We start from the raw sequence: 16,092 nt of genomic DNA on the forward strand, positions 1-16,092 counted from the left end.
CCAGACCCGATCGGTCCTGATCGATTTTCTGCCAAACCGCCCGCCCAAAACGCTCACTTCTGCCCATTCCGTGCCAAAGCGCCGGCAGCCCCATTGGGACGATTTTTTGTTGGTTTATCGAGGGTTAGGGACGAATTTTGGTCTCTGACCCTCTGCCAAACCGATCACCCCCCTATACCCCGGCCCGAGGATGCGGTCGGCCTGGATGGTGAAGGCGGGACCCAGGCCCAGCGCCTGGATCTTGTCCTCGAGCAGCCGCTTGACCGACTGGTCGAGCGAGCGCTGCACCTCGCGGATGCACACCGCCCGCACCGGCGCCGCCTCGACGCAGCGCCGCACCAAGAGCTCGGCGAAGACATGCGACTTGCCCGAGCCGCGGCCGCCATGGACGGCCTTGTAGCGCGACGCCTTCCTGAGGTCCCGGAAGGCGCGCGGCAGCCTCAGCCGCGGCGGGCCGAAGGGCGCCGGCCTGGCTGCTTCCGCCGGTGCGGCCTCCGCCCCGTCCGGCGCCGTCCCGGTCCCGTCCGGCCGCGGCATCGGCTTCCGCCTCGTCCTGCGTTCGTCCAGCCGCACGGCGAGGCGGAACTGCCGGTACGCCTCCTCGACCGGCGGCAGGCCCTCGATACCGTGCTCGTTCAGGCCCTTCGCCAGGCAGTCCGGGGCCACCTTGCGCAGCCGGCGCACCACCCGGCCCTCCGGCCACTGCCCCTCGGTCACCATCTCGACCACCTTCATGAGGCAGGCGGCCAGGACCTGCGGCTCATGCAGCTTGCGGTAGCCCAGGACCGCGGCGCTCCTTTCCGACAGGCCCGTTTCGCGGGCCGCCCGGGCCGCATCGCCGTGGCTGACCCAGCACTCGGCGAAATCCTCGTCGCACTCGTCCAGCGTCTTCGGCTCCATCCCGCCCTCGCACGAAAAAACCCGCCGCGGCGGGGCCGGGCGGGCGCAACTGTCTGACGATGCCTGAATTATGCGGCGCGACGCGGCGTCACGTCAAGAACAAAAAGCGAACATTACCCACTCCCGACCCGTCATGGCGAGCCCCGCAAGGCGTGGCCATCCAGGGACTCCAGGCTGAGCGACGGAAGACTGGCGCAGAGAGCCCGCCACCGACAAGCCCGAGGTCATGGACGCGCCGGAAGCTCTAAAGTATGCCGTCACCGTAGTTCCCACCGTATCGATCTGGGGGCTATCGCGACCAGATCGCTGGATCCCAAATGGACGCGGCGCGCCCAGTCCACGAATTCTGAACAATTGGTTCTAAACAATCTCTAAATTTTCGCTCAAAATAATTTTGAGAATTATGTCTTCCGTAACGACGAGGATAGATATATATTCATGCAGTTGATTAATTTCTGCTTATGCGAGGGTTCTATGTTGACAATTAGGAATAACACCGAGTTTGCGTTTGAGGTGCAGCTTGGCGATGGAATACAAGGGCCAAATTTTATTGTACCGAATAACAGCAGCCAGTACGGCTGTCCCGGTTCTGTTCCGCAGACAGTCCTTACCGCTATGGGGCCTGGCGGTCGTTTTTCTGTGATCCATGAAAGCGACGGCTCGATTTTATTGATCAGGGATGAGACTCCGTTGGCAAGAATAGGCTGGGGTGGCGAGTTCACGCTTGTCCCCATCGAAAACTGGACAGCAATACCGCGATAGTCTCGGGAATTGGGAATTCGGCGACCAGTTCGGTGACGATGCACGAACTGGGTTGACGGCCGAGCGGATCGGCAGGCCGTTCGGCCGCCGCGACTTAGCTTGAAAAGCACGACGCAGCCGCGGGATCGCGCTCCAGGACCATACAGCCTGGGCGCAGACAGCGGCGGGCCAGCCATATAGGGATGGAACCATGCACATGACAGCTTGCTGGCATCGAGGCCTGCTTGCCGCAGTCGCCTTGCTCGCCGGGACGGCCGGAAGTCAGGCCGAGGAATGGCACTCCTTCAAAATCATCAACAATTCACAGTACACGTTCAGGCTCAAGGACTGGAAGGCTCGATGCGTCAAGGAGTGGGGAAACTCCGTCAATTGGCCTTCAACGATCGATCCTGGCCAAACTTATACCATTAATTGGGACGACTCTAACAATGCATTCGACTACAACGGCTACGGCTGCAACGGCAAAGACAAGTTTGTTGCAGTCTCATTTACTCTTGACGGAGCCCCCCAGCAATACGGCGGCTATATCGGAATAACCCATCGCGAGCTTTCCGGCAGCACATGGTACAATGGGCAATTCTACGCGGCGTGGATTGCCGTCAACAACGACAATGGCGGGATCGCCGGAGGCGACGGCGACGCGCCGCCGGGCTGGATCCAAGCCCTGTGCTCGCACGACAACAACTGCTTCGGGCCGTGGTCGGAGATGGAGTGGGATAATAAGGATTCCTACAACTGGCAGCGCTCATACCGGACCGAGGATGGCTGGGCATTTCAGATCAACAATCCGTGATCACTGATCGCCGATCGATGCCGAGGAATTCGGTGACGGTATTCGGTGACAGTGCACGAATCCGGGAGAGGCCGAGCAGATCGCAGACCGCTCGCCAGCCGTAACGTCCTGCACTCGCTCGAACGCGAGAGCGGCAGCCTCTCGCTCCCGCCTGGCGCGGCGGAAGCCCGCCGGAAGTGCACCGTCACCACGATCCCGTCACGCGCGAGCCGTGCCTCGCGACCTCGGATCGCACGGCCTCGCCGACAGGCGGCCCCCGCTCGGATCCGGTCGGCAGTCCCGGATCCGAGCGCCTGCCTCAACGCAGCAGCCGCCGAAGGATCTCGGCGGGATCGTCGACGCGGTCACGATCGCGGTCACGGTCCCGACGGCTGTATCGATACCGGTCGTCGTCATCGTATCGGCGATCGCGATCGCGGTAGGAGCGCCGCTCGTAGTACCGCTCGCCGTCGCGTCGATCGTAGTACCGGTCGTCGTGACGCCGGTCGTCGTACCGGTCGTCGTCTCCCCAGCGCTCTTCGGGCGGGATCCAGCGGCGTTGGTTGGACTCCCAGCCCGACTGGGCCTGAGCCGGCGGCACGGCCGCGATCGGAGCCGTGATGGCAAGGGCCGTGGCGACGAAGACGGCCCTGATCGATCGGATCTGGAGCGTCATCCTTTGCCTCCATTGGTGACTCATGAGATCCACGCGCGGGAGGCGGCGGTGGTTCCGGCCTCGCAATGAAAAGCCGGAAGGGCAGACCGGGCGAGCTCCGCTTCAGACGCATTCCAGCCGGAGTCCGGTGGCGGAATTCGGCGACGGTGCATGATTGGGACGGGCCGGCCTCTCACTCCTGCCAAGCCCGCTAAGCGGGATGAGTTTAGGCCCGATCGGGTCATCTCAATCAAAGGCAGAGAAGTGTTGCCTCTCCCGCTTGCGGGAGAGGTCGGAGCCGCGAAGCGGCTCCGGGTGAGGGGATTTTGTCGAAGCCGGGACCAACCCTCACCCGGTCTCGCTGCGCGAGCCCGACCTCTCCCGCATCCGGCGGGAGAGGCTACGCGAAAACGCCCGACATCCCATGGAGGGAGCGGCTTCTCCCTGTCGCTTTGTCTTGCCGTTTGGTCCGGCAGCGCGATGATGAGCGGGCGCCGACCGGTCAGCCCTCGAGGGCACAGGAGGATCCGACGATGGTCACGCGAGCCGAACCGCCGACGCGGCGCACCGTTCTCGCCGCATGTCTCGCCGCGCCGGCCCTGCAGCTAACCGGGCTCGGCCTCGCCCTGGCCCAGCCGGTGGAGCTGGCGCCCACGCCGGCCTGCGACGACGGCGATCATCCGACCCCGGCCCAGACGGAAGGCCCCTTCTTCAAGCCGGATGCGCCGCTGCGGCGGGACCTCGCCGCCGACGCGCCGAATGGGGACAGGATCATCGTCGCCGGTTTCGTGCTGGACACCTTCTGCCGCCCGATTCCGGAGGCGATGGTGCAGATCTGGCACGCCGACGACACCGGCCGGTACGACACGGCGGGCTATCGCCTCCGCGGCCATCAGTTCACCGACCGAAGCGGCCGGTGGTGGTTCACCACGATCGTCCCGGCGCTCTACTCCGGCCGGACCCGGCACTATCACCTGAAGGCCCGGAAGCCGTCGGGGCCGATCCTCACCACCCAGCTCTATTTCCCCGGCGAGCCGCGGAACGCCCGCGACCGCCTGTTCGACGAGCGCCTGCTTCTGCGCATCGGCGAGACGGCCGATGGGCGGTTCGGGCGGTTCGACATCGTGCTGTGAGCAGTAGGGCGATCCAACGAAATTCCAGGGAACTCGGTGACGATGCACATCGGGCCGAGCAGATCGGGCAGCGCCCAGCAGCCGCGACTTCCTGGACCGGCCCGAACACGAGAGCGGCCGGTCTCTCGCTCCCGCAAAGCGCGGGCGAAAGCGCACCGCCGCCGTAATTCCCGTAGTTCTGAATCCTACTCGTCGGGTTTGACCTTCAATGGCCAGAAGATGTCCATCAGCACCATGATCAGGAACATCAGCCCGAAGACGACGGCGAATGCCAACCAACCCGCGAACAGGTTGATGAAGAGAATCGGCGCCATGACGCCGCAGACGGTCGCAGATGCCAACTCAAAGCCACGGCGCTTGACATGCTTCGTCCCGCAGACGGTGCACGTGTACGATTTTCTGTTGACTGCGCGCTGTCCGCAATTCAGGCACCGCCGATTGAACATCGGTCACCTGTCGAGAAGCGGGAAATCGGACGCCCAGTCGTAGAGCTCCCGAAGTATGTCGGCCAGCTCGTCCGCCACGATCAGGAGATCCATGATCTCTTGATCGTCTCCAGGAATGAGAATTTGCTCCAACGGTACACCGAGTTTCTGGCCGGACAGCGCGCCAGACAGGAGGTGTTCGAAGCCCCGAAGACCGTCATTGACCAGCAAAACGGCCGATCCATAGCCTGCCATCGTGAAGCTCGCTATACCGATGAGAGCTCTGACCACAAAGCCACGTACAGGAGGAACCTCGGCCGTAGGTCCTACTCTTATGATTTTTCGGATCGCGCTTCCCTCACGGAGAGCGTTCACGAATATGGAGTTCGAGGTCAAGATCGAGGCGGCGGTCCGCGCCAGCGCCGAATCCGGCGTCGTCGTGGCGATGTGGTAGGCGACTTTCTTTGCAATCTGGACACTGAGCCCGATGTCCTGAAGCGCTTGGTACATTATAAATGATATCGTGTGATTGATCAGGTCGGCCCGGATCCTTTGTTCTTTTCCGTAGAAGCCGTACTGCATCCATTGAATCGTGATGGCAGCTTGCATCGCTTCGAAGTAACCAACGAAGCCGTCGATGGCGCGTTCCGCGGTGAACAGCCCGGACGCCCGCGCATCACTCCTCGAAAGCAACGGGTCTCCGAAACCATACATGCCCCACGAGCCTGGCGTTGGCCCGATCCATTGATGTTCCAGCACCCTCTCACCCACGGAACGGATCGCCAACTGTCGCAGAGTTCGATCGCCCACCATACACTCCGGCACACCACCAGGCGGATAGGACCACGCGCCGCGAAGGCGGCCGGTCGACCTCATTCTTGCCTGAAGTTCCTACAGCGATCTACCGACGCGATCGCCTTCTCGGAATTGACTGACAGCGCACGAACTGGAGAGCGATTCGAGCATACCGGCAGGCTGCCCGGCCGCCTCGACTTCCTGCACCGGTTCGAACATGAGAGCGGCCGGCCTCTCGCTCCTGCCAGGCTCGGACGGCAGCCCGCTGGAAGTGCACTGTCATCGGCAACGGCTTCAGCTGGAGCGATCACCGACTCTGGCTGCGGCCGCTGCGGGGCATCAATACCCTCGGACGAGAGGGTTTCAGCATCCACGGCGGCTTGATTCCCGGCTCGGCGGGATGCATCGATTTGACCGGCAGCATGAACGACTTCGTCGGACACCTCAGAGCATACGGCCAAAGCGTGACGGTTGATGTCGTCTACAACGAACGGATCCAGGATCGCTGTCTGGGCCGGCTGGCCCGTTGTCGCCCTGGCTGGGCTGGTGACGGCGGTGGTGGTGGCCGATGCGGTCGATGTGGCCCTCGGTCTTGCCGAAGGGTATCCCTGGGGCTGGGAAGGCGGCGGATGGGCCTATCGGTCCCCTCGCAACTACCCTGATCAGCGCCGCCGGAAGCATTGCCATCTGGGCCGCTCTCACGGTGGGAATGGCGCTCGCCCTGTCGCATCGCCGCCTGCGTTGGTTCGCGCTGATCCTCGTCCTGTTCGTCGTGCTTCTTCTGAGTCTGTCGCCGATGACATCCGAAGCCCTGGCCTGGGGCTGGGCCGGCCTCGTCTCCTGATCGCCGATCAACCCATGTCACCCCAATTCCCGTGTCCCAGTCCAGGGGTGCAGTCCACAGAGGCCGCGGCCTGTGACCCGGGTAACAGCGCCTTGACGAAATTTTCCATAAGTTTCGCAGGCGGATCGGTCGCAGTCTGGAACATGGGAGGCCGAAATGCCTCGAACAAGAACTCCTGCCGCCCCGTTGGAGCTTCCTTCCGCCGTCCCGCTGATGGCGCTTTCGACCGGTTTCTGGGCCTTCAAGACTCTGGCCGCTGCGCACGAGTTGGACCTCTTCAGCCGCCTCGCGGGCGGGGCCGGCACCACGGTTGCGGAGCTGGCGCAAGCGCTCGGTCTGCATCCGCGCCCGGCCGAGATGCTGTTGACCGGCTGCGCCGCGCTCGGGCTTCTGGAGAAAACGGACGGCCGTTATCGCAATACGCCGTTGAGCGACGCCTATCTCGTGCGCGGGAAACCGTATTACTTCGGTGGCTTCGTGCAGATGGCCGACAAGCGGCTCTACGCGGGCTGGGGAAGGCTTACGGAGGCGCTGCGCACGAACCGGCGGACCACGTGGGACCCGGCGGTGCAATCCTCGATCTTCGACGGCGAGGATCCGACGATGCTGGCACTCTTCTGGGAGGCGATGCATTCGCTTTCCACGATGACCGCGCGCAAGCTCGGCGAAGCCGTGGATCTCGGTCAGTTCCGCCGCCTCCTGGACATCGGCGGCGGATCGGGCGCGTACGACATCGAGCTTTGCAAACAGTATGAGGCGCTGCGTGCGACCGTGTTCGACCTGCCGCATGTGGCCGCGATCGCCGCGGGAAAGATCGCCGAGGCCGGCTTGACCGACCGGATCGAGACCGCAGGCGGCAGCTTCTTCGAGCAGCTTCCGAAGGATCACGACGTGCATCTCCTGTCGATGATCCTGCACGATTGGGACGAGGCGAAGAACCGCGCCCTGCTGCGCCGGTCCTTCGAGGCTTTGCCGAGCGGCGGCGCAGTCGTCATCAGCGAGCTTCTCGTCAATGACGAAAAGACCGGACCAGCGCCGGCCGCGCTGATGAGCCTCAACATGCTGATCGAGACGGAAGGACGAAACTACACGTCCGCCGAATATTCGGCGTGGCTCGAGGAGGCCGGATTCCGGCACGTCGAGACGGTCTGGTTCGACGCACCCGCCGCGAACGGCGCCGTGATCGGCCGCAAGCCGTAAGGCACGGGAATTCGGTGACAGTGCACGATTGGGGACGGGCCGGGCAGATCGGTAGGCCGCTCGGGACCGACGTCGAGCGTCACCACCCGCCCCGCAGAAATCCCGGCAACCCCACGCCGGCTCTGATCGTCGACACCCCCTCCCGCCGAGGGAGGTGGAGGATGAAAGATCCACGGCGGACAGGCACGGCGACCGCAGTCCTACGCCTCTTCCCTGCCCCTCACCATGACCCCGATCCCACCCAGCGCATGCTGGTGTCGCCCTGTGCCCTTCCAGCGCATGGCGCAGGGCGTCGATGGCGTGGTTCTCGCGGCCCTCCAGCTCGGGCAGGATGCCGCCGGCGCGCGGGTCCTCGGCCGCTCACCGACTGGTCGCCGACGCTTGTTAAATGCACTGCCGCCGCGATTGCCGGGCCGGCGGTAAGAGCCGGCTCGCTATTTTTCGACATACTCCTTGATTGCATCGAGGTCGTTGTATTGATCAGTTTTCCCGAAGATATCGTTCATCCTGTCAACCCGATCCTGACTGAACTTGCCGTCGGGATGGGTCAACTCGTACAAACCTTTCAGATAGCGAATAATCGATTCGCGGGTGTCACGGTCCGATTCATCGCCTGCGGACGGATTGATGATCTGCTTCACGCCGTCCTTCACGAAGATCACTCGACCATCGTCCTTCGGTTTGATGGAACCGACGTCCACCCGGTCGATATCCTCCTTGAAGTCGCCGAAGGTGCCGGGGATCCCGCCATCGCCGAAGACGGGCAGCCCGGTCGGGTCGGCATCCAGTTCCAGCTCTTCCCGAAGCGCATCGAGATCATTGAAGTCATCCGATCGATTGTGGAGATCGGTGATCTTGTTTACGAGATCCTGATCGAGGTCGCCGTTCGGGTGAACCATGATGTACAGATTCCTCAGATAATCGAAGATATCGTCCGCATCCTTTTTGGACAGGCCGCCGTGGTCGTCCCTGTCCAGCTGCCACCGCCTGCCGTCCTTGACGAAAGTGAGGCTTCCGCTGTCCGTGGCGTCGAGCTCGATCGATCCCACGTCCACGCGATCGATGTCCTCCTTGAAATCGGAGAACGTCCCGGCGCTGCCTTCCCCATCCTTGCCCAGCAGGGGAGGCCTGGAGTCGTCGAGGGCGCGCTTCAGATCCTCGATCTCGTTATAGCGATCCGATTCATCGTGCAGCCTGGTGATCCTGTCGATGATGCCCTGGTCGGCCTTGCCTCCGGGATGGGAGATCTCATACAGATCCTTCAGATAGTCGACGATCTTCTGCCGGTCCTTGTCATCGGCCTCTCCACCGACGAGAGGATCGATAACCTGCTTGACGCCATCCTTCTTGAAGATGACACGGCCATCCTCCGCCAGCTCGATCGAACCGACATCCACCCGGTCGACATCCTCCTTGAAGTCGCCGAAGGTTCCGGGATTGCCGTCATCGCCGAAGCGCGGCAGGCCGGACGGATCGGGCCGATCGTCGCCGATGCCCGAATCATGCTCCTTGTCCCAACCCCGGAACCAGTCGTCCGAGATGTTGCCGTGTTCATCAACATATTTGGTAAAGTCTTTATATTGCTCGGGCCGTGCGACCCACATCGGAACATCTTCAGGATAGAGACTGTAATAGCGATCGGAGCCGTGATAGTAATTGTATTCGTAACGCGAGTGGATGGTATAGTTGAGCTTGTCGCCCCAGCTGTCCTCGGTGACGCCCAGCGTGCTCCAGTTCCTGAAGTCGTCCCGGACGTCCTCGGCCTTCTGATCCTGCTTCTGCTTGGCGATCACGCCGGTGACGATGGCGGCGATGGCGCCGAAGCCGACGCCGGCGATGCCCAGGACGCCGGACGCGATGCCGAGCGCCGAGGCCGTCGCCGGTCCGGCGATCATGCTGGCCAAGCTGGTTCCGGCCATCCCGGCGATGCTCACTCCGCCCAGCAACTGCATGGTCGCGGCGGCATACTCGCTGGGCAGCGCATCCGGGTTGCCCCTGAGCTTGTCGATCGACATCGCTCCCAAGGCCAGGTCCAATATGCCTCCGGCGAAATCGGCAACGCCCCCGACGGTGTTCAGGACGGTTCCGACGATCCGGAGCTTGCTGGGCGCATCCAGGTCGCTCGGATCCACGCCCATATTACTGATCCGGTCGTCCACCATCCCCATGACGCTGGCCCGGTCGGCATCGTCGAGATTGTCGAGAATGCTCGTGTACTGGGATCCCCTTTCGGACTGGACGCTGGAGATCCGGTCGTTCGGATCATCCATCGCGTCGTCGAGGTCCATGGCCGTATCGTCCGGAAGCGGCACGAAGCGGGCTCCGTCTCCTTCGCCGGAGGCAACATCGTCGAACCATCGCTCGACGTCGTCAGCCCAGCCCGGAACCGTGTCAGGCTCGTCCAGCCGGGGCGGGGCGTCACCGATCGCCGCGCGCAGCTCGTCGAGCGAATCCAGTTCGACGACGGAGGATGCCGGAACCGATACGGCCCCGTCCGAATCAGGGAACAGCTTGAGAAAGGCGTCGCGTAATTGGGTGTTGTTTTCCAGGCCCAGCATGGTCGCCATGCCGGGCTTGTTAAAGATCTTCTCCAATGTCTTCGTCGTCGCCAATGCCATCGCGGGTGACGTCGCGATGCTGATCATGAACAGGCGCGCCGCCCCCATCCTCTCTTCCGGAGTGTCGCCCATGTTCTTGTTCAGCGTGTAGATGGCCGCCGTGGTGGCCAGAACACCGCCGATCGCCGGCAGGACGCCATTCTTCATGCTGGCCTGCAGCAGGGCGGCCGCGCCGTTGCGCGCCCCGGTCGAGATGTCCAGATTGTTGCTCTTCAGCACGTCCGAGATGCGGGAGGACACATCCCTGATGTCGAAGTGGCCATTGGCCTTGAAGGAATCGAGGATCGAATTGGTAGCGATCTTTACCGCCGCCTTGTAGCTGTCCAGACCCCTTTTGACGTCATCGGGCAGATCGGCCTGGCTGTTTTTCAAATAATTCTGCACCGCCCTGTCGGTGAACCCGATGCCGAAGATGGCCGACCATGTGCCCTGCAGACCCAGTTGCACCTGATCGCTGACGGCGGTTTCCAGGGCTTCGTCGGAGTAGTTGCCGCCCTCGATGATGCCGCTGACCTCCTCGATCAGCCCCTTGTCGAGGATCTTGTTCCTGATCTCCGTGGCCTTCTGCTTATCCAAATAATCCAGAGACTTCAGGTCGTTGGAGAATCGGGTCTTGGCGCCGTCGCCCTCCATGGACTCCAGCATGTCTAGATATTCCTGGCTGCCCATAGTCTCGTAGATTTTATTGGCCAAGCCTTTCTTATCTTCGATCTTGTCGACGGCGTCGGCCATGAAGCCGTCGATGCCGTCGACGACCTTGTCGTTCTTGGACAGCTCGGCCAGCTTCTTGGAGATCTCCTCCTCCTTCAGCAGGCCGTAGGTGCTGGCCTGGTCCATGATGACGGAATTGGGCAGATAGGCGGTGGTGTCGCCTTTCCAAGGAAAAGCATCCTTCTCGGTCTGGTACGGCAGGTAATCATAGCCGCCGATCAGCGCGGCCTTGGCTTGCAGAAGTTCATAATATTGACGGCGAGGGTCGCTCAGATCCAGGTCGCTCCATTCGTTCTTCATCTTGTCATGGAACAGCTCGCCCACCGTCTTTCCGTCCTCGGTGGTCTTGGCGTTCATGAAATCTGTCGCTTCGGATTCCGCGACCTTGATGTCGATATTGTTGTCCGTCTGGCTGATGCTGGTCCCGGCCAGCTTGTTTTCCAGAACCGAATATTTGAAGGGGGCCAGATGCTCCGAAACCGCGTAGGTCTTGCCTTTGTACTGGTAGGTGATGGTCGTCGGATCTTCCCGTTTGGGATCCAGATTGCTCACCGGAGGCAGACCGTCCGCCTCCTCCACAACCGTCCAGCCCTTGCTCTCGGCTTTATTGCGAAACTCATTCGCATCCGCCGGACCATCGGCCTGATCGTTTTTTTGCTTCTTCTGGATCTGGAGAGGCTGCAGGGCCGGGCCATCCGAAACTGCATTTGTCGCTGAAACGACCATGGCTTTCCTCCTCTCGCGGCTGTTCGATCCGGCATCGTCGGCCTGCGGGCGGCTTCACCGCATCCTGAAGGACGGCGCGGCCCGCTTCTCGGTCTTGATCCGGCCGATCCCAGGACGTCGTTTCGATCGCCGTGGCGAACGCTTCGGTTGTGTTTGGATGGATTTGGCTGGATCTGGGCGACACCTCAGGGAGTCATGCTTCCTCCTCCGCGGCGTGAGCTGCCTGAGCAATTGCTCATGGAATGGTCAAATGTGCATCGAGGCTAGAGGCAATCCTGGCGGCTAGCAAGAATTTTTGCACATCGATCGAATTTTTTGAGAATAATTGCCGGACAAATTGCCCGCCGGGTTGGCCCCACCAGATCGGAGCCGCGATACGTGCCATCCGCACTGAAGCCATGTTGATCCGCCGGCGACAGCGGACGAGCGCAGACCTCCTTCTCCGATGCGGATGACGCGCTCTACCGCGATCTGGTCGCCACTCACTGCGCGACGGCGCAGGTCGAGGTCTGGTCCTGGTGCTGATGCCGAACCACGTCCATCCGATCCTGGTGCCGAGCGATCAGGATGGACCTCCGGCGGGCATTGGCACCGCGCATCGGCGCCACGCCGGCCACATCCATGCCGGCTCGGGCGCAGCGGCCATTTCTGGCATGGGCGCTCCGGCTGCGTCGCGATGGATGAGGAGCATCTCGGGGCGGCGCTGCGCGATGTCGCGCTCAATCCGGCGGGCCGGCTTGGTGGAGCGGGCGTTCGCCGCGGTCCTGGCCGCCGGCGAGGACGAGGCGGCCTCGATGCGGCTGCGTCGGGCCGAGCAGATCGGCCGGCCGCTCGACGGCCGCGACTTCCTCGACCGGCTCGAACGCGAGGGCCGCTGGCCTCTCGCCCCTACCAAGCGCGGGCGAAAGCCCGCTAAAAGTGCATTGCCACCATAATTCGCTCGAATTCGCTCGGCGATTTGAGTGGCCGTGGGGCCACTCCCGCCTACACCACATCCCTCAACATCGCCACCAGCGGCTTGTCCGCCGGCGGCATCGGATAGTCGCGCAGGGTCTTGGGCGCCACCCAGGCCAGGGTCTGGCCCTCGCGCGGCTGCGGCGTGCCCTGCCAGCGGCGGCAGAGATAGAGCGGCATCAGCAGGTGGAAGCGCTCGTAGCGGTGGCTGGCGAAGGTGAAGGGGGCGAGGCAGCTCTCCTCCGTGTCGATCGCCAGCTCCTCGCGCAGCTCGCGGATCAGCGCCGCCTCCGGCGTCTCGCCGGCGTCGACCTTGCCGCCCGGGAACTCCCACAACCCGGCCATGGACTTGCCCTCCGGCCGCTGCGCGATCAGCACGCGGCCGTCGGCGTCGATCAGGGCGACGGCGACCACCAGCACCATCGGCAGGGCGGGCGCGGCGGGAGCGGCAGGAGCGGGCGAGTCAGGCGGCATAGATCTTCAGATAGTCCTGGCGGCTGAGGGCGAAGAGCGGGCAGGGCACCGCCTGCCCCAGCGCCTTGAACTCGATGGTCTTGAACCCGTCGGTCATCAGCCCGGCCTTGACCAGGACATGGCCCGACGGGGCGTTGTCGGGGTGGTAGGCGGCCTGGATCCGCTCCAGCCGCAGATCGAGGAAGCCGAAGGCGATCACCGCCTGCGCCGCCTCCGTCGCATAGCCCTGGCCCCAGTAGCGCCGGCCGAACCAGTAGCCGAAGCTGCCCACCCGGCCGTTGGTCGCGATCGACAGGCCCATATGGCCGATCACCGCGCCGCTGTCGGCCAGCGTCACCACGAACTGGTAGTCCCGCCCCGCGATCCAGCGCTTCTCCGCCGTCCGGATCCAGTCCTCGGCATCGGCGAAGCTGTAGGGGAAGGGCACGTCGGAGAGCCAGCGCACCACCTCCCAGTCGTCGAGCAGATGCGCGATCTCCCCGGCATCGGAGGGGCGGTGCCGGCGCAGCCTCAGCCGCTCGGTCTCCAGCTCCTCCGGCAGCTCGGTCACGGGGCCTTGGTTCGGCATCGCAGGAGAATCAACGCCCCGGAGGAGAGCGCCTTCTCCAGCTTGTCATGCCCGGGCTCGACCCGGGCATCCAGAAGGTCTCGACACCCTCTGGATTGCCGGGTCAAGCCCGGCAATGACGATTTAAACCTGACCTGCGCTTGCCCCATCGATCGGGTAACCCTGGAACGGGCAGTTAACTTCTGTAATCCGCATTGATCGAGATATAGCCGTGCGTGAGGTCGCAGGTCCAGACCGTGGCTTGGCCGCGGCCGATGCCGATGTCGACCGCGATCTCGATCGACCGGGTCTTCATATGCGCCGCCACCGGCGCCTCGTCATAGCCGTCCACCACCATGCCGTCGCGCGCCACCTGGACGCCGCCGATGGCGATGCCGAGGCGGTCGCGGTCCGCCGGCTCGCCCGACTTGCCGACCGCCATGACGATGCGGCCCCAATTCGCGTCCTCGCCCGCCACCGCGGTCTTCAGCAGCGGCGAATTGGCGATGGCGAGGCCGATGCGCCGGGCCGAACGGTCCGAGATCGCGCCCGTCACCGCGATGGTGATCAGCTTCTGCGCGCCTTCGCCGTCGCACACCACCTGGCGCGCCAGGTCGGCGGTCAGCTCCTCCAGCGCCCGCTGGAAATCCGCCAGGTCGCCGTCGCCGCCCGCCGGCGGCGGGTTGCCGGCCTGGCCGGTGGCGAACAGCATCAGCGTGTCGCTGGTCGAGGTGTCGCCGTCCACCGTGATGGCGTTGAACGACTTGTCGACCGCGGCATTCAGCGCCCGCTGCAGCAGCGGCGCCGGGATGACGGCGTCGGTGAAGACGAAGGACAGCATCGTCGCCATGTCCGGCGCGATCATGCCCGAGCCCTTGGCGATGCCGGTGATGGTCACCGGGGTGCCGCCGATCACGGCCGTGCGCGTCGCGCCCTTGGCGAAGGTGTCGGTGGTGCGGATCGCCTCCGCCGCCGCTTCCCAATCACTCGAACTGGGGGCCTCGCCCAGCGCCTTGGCCAGGTCCGGCAGGTGCCTGGCGATGCGGTCCTCCGGCAACGGCTGGCCGATCACGCCGGTGGAGGCGACGAACACCTCCTCCCACTCGCAGCCGACCAGCTTGGCGGCGGCGACCACGGTCGACGCCACCGTCTTCACCCCGGCCTGGCCGGTGAAGGCGTTGGCGTTGCCGGCGTTCACCACCACCGCCCGGGCCGAACCCTTGGGCAGCGCCCGGCGGCACCAGTCCACCGGGGCGGAGGGGCAGCGGGAGCGCGTGAACACCCCCGCCGCCGTGGTGCCGGGGTCGAGGGCGACGAACAGCACGTCCGGCGCCCCCGTCTTCTTCAGGCCGCAGGCGGCGGCCGCCAGCCTGACGCCGGCGACCGGCGTCAGCTCCGGCAGCCGCTCGGGCGCGAGCGGCGAACGCGGCAATGCTCCGGCCATGGTCCCCTCCCCCGTCTCGGCGCGCCGGCTACTTGCTCGGCGCCGGCTGCTGTTCCGGCTGCTGCGGCTGGTCGCCGCCGGCCGGCGCGTCGGTGCTGGGCGGCGGCAGCGGCTTGCCGTCCTGGCCCATCACCACGATGTTGGCGCCCTGCTTCACCTCGGCGATGATCTGCGGCACCAGCGCCTGGGACAGCTGCTCCTCCAGCTGCGGCTTGACCTCGTCGAGCGTCGGCTGCGGCAGGGTGCGCTTGTCCTCCACCAGGATGACGTGCCAGCCGAACTGGGTCTTCACCGGGGCGGTGCTGAACTTGCCCTTCTCCAGCTTGAAGGCGGCGTCGGCGAATTCCGGCACCATCTGGTCCTTGGAGAACCAGCCGAGGTCGCCGCCGGAATCCTTGCCCGACGGGTCGGTGGTGTTGGCGTTGGCCAGGTCCTCGAACTTGGCGCCGCCCTCCAGCTGCTTGATCAGGTCCTTCGCCTTCTCCTCGCTGTCCACGAGGATGTGGCGGGCCTTGACCTGGTCCTGCGGCGGGTTGTCGGTCAGGTACTTCTTGTAGGCGTCCTGGACCGCCGCGTCGGTGACCTTGGCCTTGATCTGGCGCTGCAGCCAGACGTCCTGGATGATCCGGCGCTCGGCCGTCGCCAGCCGCTCCTTCACCTCCGGGTCGTTCTGCAGCCCGGCGTCGACGCCCTTCTGGGCCACCAGGCGGGCGGTCGCCACCTGCTCGGCCATCAGCGGCACCAGCATCTCGACCGGCATCTGCCGGTACTGCTGGGGCAGGCTGTTGATCGCCTCCAGCACCTCGGAGCGGTAGATCGGCTGGCCGTTCACCGTGGCCGCGACCGGATCCTCAGGCTTCGCGGCCTGGTCGCCGGACGCCGCGGGGGCGGCCGGCGTCTCGGCGGGCTTCGCCGCATCCTGGGCCATGACCGGACCGGCCAGGAGCGTGAGGGCAGCCGCGCCGGCGAGCAGGCGGAGGGCGAGGGAAGACATCAAACGCGTCCTTTCAGAACTGTGGGACGAGCGGCGCCTCGGCGGAGACGTGCCGGCATCCGGTCATGGGATCGCGGCGGCGCCAACTGCGCGACGTGGCGGACAGGTAAAGCACAGGCCGAAACCCGGCACAAGCGG

At 64.4% G+C, this 16,092-nt stretch carries 14 protein-coding genes; 5 read left to right on the forward strand and 9 right to left on the reverse strand.

The features are described 5' to 3' along the window. Positions 1–114 precede the first annotated feature (114 nt). Complete coding sequence (locus tag G537_RS44780; protein ID WP_051249164.1) at positions 115–900, reverse strand: phage terminase large subunit; 786 nt, start codon at positions 898–900, stop codon at positions 115–117. 952 nt (positions 901–1,852) lie between these two features. On the opposite strand from G537_RS44780, the gene G537_RS43945 reads away from it, so the two are divergent. Then, positions 1,853–2,455, forward strand: coding sequence for a hypothetical protein (locus G537_RS43945; protein ID WP_155888785.1), 603 nt, complete (start codon positions 1,853–1,855; stop codon positions 2,453–2,455). Positions 2,456–2,753: 298 nt separating this feature from the next. Here the strand turns inward: G537_RS43945 and G537_RS40020 are convergent, their stop codons facing one another. Then, positions 2,754–3,110 carry a hypothetical protein gene (locus G537_RS40020; RefSeq protein ID WP_034853085.1) on the reverse strand — a complete coding sequence of 119 codons (357 nt, stop codon included), beginning with the start codon at positions 3,108–3,110 and terminating at the stop codon, positions 2,754–2,756. A 512-nt stretch (positions 3,111–3,622) separates the two neighbouring features. On the opposite strand from G537_RS40020, the gene G537_RS0126365 reads away from it, so the two are divergent. Beyond that, positions 3,623–4,222 (forward strand): dioxygenase family protein, encoded by a 600-nt coding sequence (locus G537_RS0126365; RefSeq protein WP_026872653.1) that lies wholly within the window; start codon positions 3,623–3,625, stop codon positions 4,220–4,222. A gap of 185 nt (positions 4,223–4,407) precedes the next feature. Here the strand turns inward: G537_RS0126365 and G537_RS43950 are convergent, their stop codons facing one another. Continuing rightward, positions 4,408–4,668, reverse strand: coding sequence for a hypothetical protein (locus G537_RS43950; protein WP_155888786.1), 261 nt, complete (start codon positions 4,666–4,668; stop codon positions 4,408–4,410). 3 nt (positions 4,669–4,671) lie between these two features. After that, entirely contained in the window at positions 4,672–5,418 is a 747-nt protein-coding gene (locus G537_RS0126375) for a hypothetical protein (RefSeq protein ID WP_155888787.1), read from the reverse strand. A gap of 733 nt (positions 5,419–6,151) precedes the next feature. On the opposite strand from G537_RS0126375, the gene G537_RS45485 reads away from it, so the two are divergent. Together G537_RS45485 and G537_RS0126385 are read left to right on the forward strand one after the other, a co-directional pair. Further along, positions 6,152–6,286 carry a hypothetical protein gene (locus tag G537_RS45485; RefSeq protein WP_281171507.1) on the forward strand — a complete coding sequence of 45 codons (135 nt, stop codon included), beginning with the start codon at positions 6,152–6,154 and terminating at the stop codon, positions 6,284–6,286. Between the two features lie 213 nt (positions 6,287–6,499). Further along, positions 6,500–7,486, forward strand: coding sequence for a methyltransferase (locus G537_RS0126385; protein WP_026872655.1), 987 nt, complete (start codon positions 6,500–6,502; stop codon positions 7,484–7,486). 434 nt (positions 7,487–7,920) lie between these two features. On the opposite strand, the gene G537_RS0126390 is transcribed toward G537_RS0126385, so the two are convergent. Beyond that, positions 7,921–11,541: a DUF4190 domain-containing protein gene (locus G537_RS0126390; protein ID WP_155888788.1), complete on the reverse strand. Its 3,621-nt coding sequence runs from the start codon at positions 11,539–11,541 to the stop codon at positions 7,921–7,923. Between the two features lie 518 nt (positions 11,542–12,059). Between G537_RS0126390 and G537_RS40025 the strand changes: the two genes are divergently transcribed. Continuing rightward, complete coding sequence (locus tag G537_RS40025) at positions 12,060–12,476, forward strand: hypothetical protein (protein ID WP_211230516.1); 417 nt, start codon at positions 12,060–12,062, stop codon at positions 12,474–12,476. A 49-nt stretch (positions 12,477–12,525) separates the two neighbouring features. Here G537_RS40025 and mutT read toward each other — a convergent pair whose 3' ends face one another. From mutT to G537_RS40035, 4 genes are all read right to left on the reverse strand, one after another. Beyond that, positions 12,526–12,969, reverse strand: coding sequence for an 8-oxo-dGTP diphosphatase MutT (mutT, locus tag G537_RS0126405; RefSeq protein ID WP_211230517.1), 444 nt, complete (start codon positions 12,967–12,969; stop codon positions 12,526–12,528). After that, positions 12,959–13,519 (reverse strand): GNAT family N-acetyltransferase, encoded by a 561-nt coding sequence (locus tag G537_RS40030; RefSeq protein ID WP_162146153.1) that lies wholly within the window; start codon positions 13,517–13,519, stop codon positions 12,959–12,961. The genes mutT and G537_RS40030 overlap by 11 nt, the downstream gene beginning before the upstream one ends. Before the next feature lie 193 nt (positions 13,520–13,712). Next, entirely contained in the window at positions 13,713–14,960 is a 1,248-nt protein-coding gene (gene argJ / locus G537_RS0126415; RefSeq protein WP_026872659.1) for a bifunctional glutamate N-acetyltransferase/amino-acid acetyltransferase ArgJ, read from the reverse strand. Positions 14,961–14,988: 28 nt separating this feature from the next. Next, positions 14,989–15,954: a peptidylprolyl isomerase gene (locus G537_RS40035; protein ID WP_034853087.1), complete on the reverse strand. Its 966-nt coding sequence runs from the start codon at positions 15,952–15,954 to the stop codon at positions 14,989–14,991. Positions 15,955–16,092 lie beyond the last annotated feature (138 nt).

Source organism: Inquilinus limosus DSM 16000, assembly GCF_000423185.1.
Lineage (GTDB): Bacteria > Pseudomonadota > Alphaproteobacteria > DSM-16000 > Inquilinaceae > Inquilinus > Inquilinus limosus.

Bases quoted from the DNA above. Each gene is read 5' to 3' on its own strand.
- G537_RS44780 (WP_051249164.1), bottom strand. From the start codon at position 900: ATGGAGCCGAAGACGCTGGACGAGTGCGACGAGGATTTCGCCGAGTGC.
- G537_RS43945 (WP_155888785.1), top strand. From the start codon at position 1,853: ATGCACATGACAGCTTGCTGGCATCGAGGCCTGCTTGCCGCAGTCGCC.
- G537_RS40020 (WP_034853085.1), bottom strand. From the start codon at position 3,110: ATGACGCTCCAGATCCGATCGATCAGGGCCGTCTTCGTCGCCACGGCC.
- G537_RS0126365 (WP_026872653.1), top strand. From the start codon at position 3,623: ATGGTCACGCGAGCCGAACCGCCGACGCGGCGCACCGTTCTCGCCGCA.
- G537_RS43950 (WP_155888786.1), bottom strand. From the start codon at position 4,668: ATGTTCAATCGGCGGTGCCTGAATTGCGGACAGCGCGCAGTCAACAGA.
- G537_RS45485 (WP_281171507.1), top strand. From the start codon at position 6,152: ATGGCGCTCGCCCTGTCGCATCGCCGCCTGCGTTGGTTCGCGCTGATC.
- G537_RS0126385 (WP_026872655.1), top strand. From the start codon at position 6,500: ATGGCGCTTTCGACCGGTTTCTGGGCCTTCAAGACTCTGGCCGCTGCG.
- G537_RS0126390 (WP_155888788.1), bottom strand. From the start codon at position 11,541: ATGGTCGTTTCAGCGACAAATGCAGTTTCGGATGGCCCGGCCCTGCAG.
- mutT (WP_211230517.1), bottom strand. From the start codon at position 12,969: ATGCCGCCTGACTCGCCCGCTCCTGCCGCTCCCGCCGCGCCCGCCCTG.
- argJ (WP_026872659.1), bottom strand. From the start codon at position 14,960: ATGGCCGGAGCATTGCCGCGTTCGCCGCTCGCGCCCGAGCGGCTGCCG.
- G537_RS40035 (WP_034853087.1), bottom strand. From the start codon at position 15,954: ATGTCTTCCCTCGCCCTCCGCCTGCTCGCCGGCGCGGCTGCCCTCACG.